General features: G+C 69.2%; 3 protein-coding genes and 2 pseudogenes. 4 read left to right on the top strand and 1 reads right to left on the bottom strand.

Going from position 1 to position 3,110, the window contains the following annotated elements; all coding sequences use genetic code 11:
• A pseudogene (locus tag VIU94_RS41925) lies at positions 1-415 on the top strand (LPXTG cell wall anchor domain-containing protein); the annotation flags it as partial.
• An 82-nt stretch (positions 416-497) separates the two neighbouring features.
• On the opposite strand, the gene VIU94_RS41930 reads toward VIU94_RS41925, so the two are convergent.
• Complete coding sequence (locus tag VIU94_RS41930; protein ID WP_318106532.1) at positions 498-692, bottom strand: hypothetical protein; 195 nt, start codon at positions 690-692, stop codon at positions 498-500.
• Positions 693-926: 234 nt separating this feature from the next.
• Here VIU94_RS41930 and ftsE point away from each other — a divergent pair, with 234 nt between their 5' ends.
• The 3 genes and pseudogenes from ftsE to VIU94_RS41945 all read left to right on the top strand — a co-directional run.
• Positions 927-1,616, top strand: a complete 690-nt coding sequence (gene ftsE, locus VIU94_RS41935) for a cell division ATP-binding protein FtsE (protein ID WP_015033931.1) — start codon at positions 927-929, stop codon at positions 1,614-1,616.
• A gap of 23 nt (positions 1,617-1,639) precedes the next feature.
• Positions 1,640-2,560, top strand: a complete 921-nt coding sequence (gene ftsX, locus VIU94_RS41940) for a permease-like cell division protein FtsX (protein WP_331920480.1) — start codon at positions 1,640-1,642, stop codon at positions 2,558-2,560.
• Between the two features lie 107 nt (positions 2,561-2,667).
• A pseudogene (locus tag VIU94_RS41945) lies at positions 2,668-3,110 on the top strand (S41 family peptidase); the annotation flags it as partial.

Raw genomic sequence — 3,110 nt, forward strand, 5'->3', positions numbered from 1 at the left:
GACGACGCCGGACCCGACGACGCCGGACCCGACCAACCCGGACCCGACGACGCCGGACCCGACCAACCCGGACCCGACGACGCCGGACCCGACGAACCCGGACCCGACCAAGCCGGACCCCACGAAGCCCGACCCGACCGACCCGACCACGGGCGGCACCACCGGCGGTAACGACGGTGGCACCGGGACCTGCACCGTGGACCTGGACGGCGCCGAGTGCGTCGACAACAACCCGGGTACCAACAACGCCGGCTCGCAGCCCGTCGAGCAGGGCAAGGCCAAGGAGGAGCTGGCTGAGACCGGCGCCGCCGAGACCACGTTCCTGCTCATCGGCGCGGCGACCATGATCGCCGGTGGCATCGGCTTCCGTATGCTGCCGCGTCTGGTCTCCGGCGGCCGTGGCGCTGCTGCCTAAGCAGTGAGCACGTAGCAAAACGCACGTAGAGGGCCGGGCGGCTGTTCCTTCCAGTCGCCCGGCCCTCGTGCGTGCTCTGTGCCTACGCGGTCTGCAGTGCCGTGATCAGGGCCACCGCCGCCACCAGTGCGATCACCAGCGCCAGCAGCATCGCCGGCGTCAGGCCGCCCAGCGGGCCCTCCTGCTGCATCCGCTCCCGATTCGCACGGCAGACGGGGCATCGGCCCTCCGCGACGGGCGCCGCGCAGTTGGCGCACACCAGCCGGTCATAGGTCATGCGCACTCCTCCTCCCGCGCTCCGCGTTCTCTCCGCACAACGCTCCGGGAAACGCAACCGTTCCCCTCCACTGTGCCAGCTCTCGCGGGATTCGGCGCGCCCCGTCGGATTCCGCCCGTTCCGCCCGGAAGGGCATAGAGGATAAATCACTCAAGCGTGGACGGCGACTGCGCGGGATGTCCCCGGTCGCGTAGTGTCCACCACACCTATACTCCCGGCCGACGTGGTGCACCCGTGATCCGATTCGACAACGTCTCCAAGTCCTATCCGAAGCAGAATCGCCCCGCGCTCCGGGATGTCTCCCTGGAGATCGAGAAGGGGGAGTTCGTCTTCCTGGTCGGTTCCTCCGGCTCCGGAAAGTCGACCTTCCTGCGGCTGCTGCTGCGCGAGGAGCGCGCCAGCCACGGTCAGGTGCATGTCCTCGGCAAGGATCTGGCCCGGCTCTCCAACTGGAAGGTCCCGCATATGCGGCGCCAGCTCGGCACCGTGTTCCAGGACTTCCGGCTGCTGCCCAACAAGACCGTCGCCGAGAACGTCGCCTTCGCCCAGGAGGTCATCGGCAAGCCGCGCGGCGAGATCCGCAAGGCCGTGCCCCAGGTCCTCGACCTCGTCGGCCTCGGCGGCAAGGAGGACCGGATGCCCGGCGAGCTCTCCGGCGGTGAGCAGCAACGCGTCGCCATCGCCCGGGCGTTCGTCAACCGGCCGATGCTGCTGATCGCGGACGAGCCGACCGGCAACCTGGACCCGCAGACCTCCGTCGGCATCATGAAGCTGCTCGACCGCATCAACAGGACAGGGACCACCGTCGTCATGGCGACCCACGACCAGAACATCGTCGACCAGATGCGCAAGCGCGTCATCGAGCTCGAGAAGGGGCGCCTCGTCCGCGACCAGGCGCGCGGCGTCTACGGATACCAGCACTAAAGCGGGTAGGGGAGAAACACACCATGCGCGCTCAGTTCGTGCTGTCCGAGATCGGCGTCGGCCTCCGGCGCAACCTGACGATGACCTTCGCCGTCATCGTCTCCGTAGCCCTCTCGCTCGCCCTCTTCGGCGGTGCGCTGCTCATGCGCGAGCAGGTCAGCACGATGAAGGACTACTGGTACGACAAGGTCAACGTCTCCATCTTCCTCTGCAACAAGTCCGACGCGGCCACCACGCCCAAGTGCGCCAAGGGCGCGGTCACCGGGCAGCAGAAGGAGCAGATCAAGGCCGATCTGGACAAGATGGACAGCCTCGTGGAGCAGGTCCACTACGAGTCCGCCGACCAGGCCTACAAGCACTACAAGGAGCAGTACGGCGACACGCCGATCGCCGCCACCATCACGCCGGACCAGATGCAGGAGTCGTACCGGGTCAAGCTCAAGGACCCGGAGAAGTACAAGGTCGTCGCGACGGCCTTCGCCGGCCGCGACGGCGTGCAGTCCGTCCAGGACCAGCGGAACATCCTGCAGAACCTGTTCGACCTGATGAACGGCATGAACGTCGCCGCGCTCGGCGTCATGGGCCTGATGCTGATCATCGCGTTGATGCTGATCGTCAACACGGTGCGCGTCTCCGCCTTCAGCCGTCGCCGGGAGACCGGCATCATGCGGCTGGTCGGCGCGTCCAGCTTCTACATCCAGATGCCGTTCATCATGGAGGCCGCGTTCGCCGGACTCCTCGGCGGCGCGGTGGCCTGCGTGATGCTGCTGGTCGGCCGGTACTTCCTGATCGACCACGGACTCGCGCTCGCCGACAAGATGCAGCTGGTCAACTTCATCGGCTGGGACGCCGTCCTCGCGAAGCTGCCGCTGGTCATCGCCATCGGCCTGCTGATGCCTGCCATGGCCGCGTTCGTCGCGCTGCGCAAGTACCTCAAGGTGTGATGTACCTCAAGACCCACCCAAAGGTGTGACGAGCGCCGCCCTGACATCCCGAGCGCCGTACGGCCAACCGCCGTACGGCGCTCGGCGCTTGTCCTAGAGTGGGCGGCATGTTGGGCCCCGGCTTCTGTCGCAGGCCCCGTCGCCACGGCGCCGGGGCCGCCCTGACGTTGGTCTTCGCCGGGGTGCTCGCCGCCGCCGTGGTCACCGACTCCCTGCCGCGCGAGAAGCCCGACGAGCCGCGCGTCCTGAGCAAGGCCGCCCGCCCGGCCGCGGCCACCGTCGACCGCCAGGCCCTGTCCGAGGCCGCCGCCCAGGCGATCGCCGACGGGAAGTCGGGCACGCAGGCGGCCGAGGAGTTCGTCAGCCGCAGCGGCGACCGCTGGGGCGCGGTGTACGACCCGCGGGAGTACGAGGAGTTCGAGCAGGCCCTCGACGGCGCGTACACCGGCGTCGGGCTCTCCGCCCGCCGCACCGCCGACGGACGGGTCGAGGTGGCCCGGGTGCGCGCGGACGGCCCGGCCGGGCGCGCCGGGCTGCGCGCCGGCGACCG

The organism is Streptomyces sp. (genome assembly GCF_036566765.1).
In the GTDB taxonomy this organism is placed as follows: Bacteria; Actinomycetota; Actinomycetes; order Streptomycetales; family Streptomycetaceae; genus Streptomyces.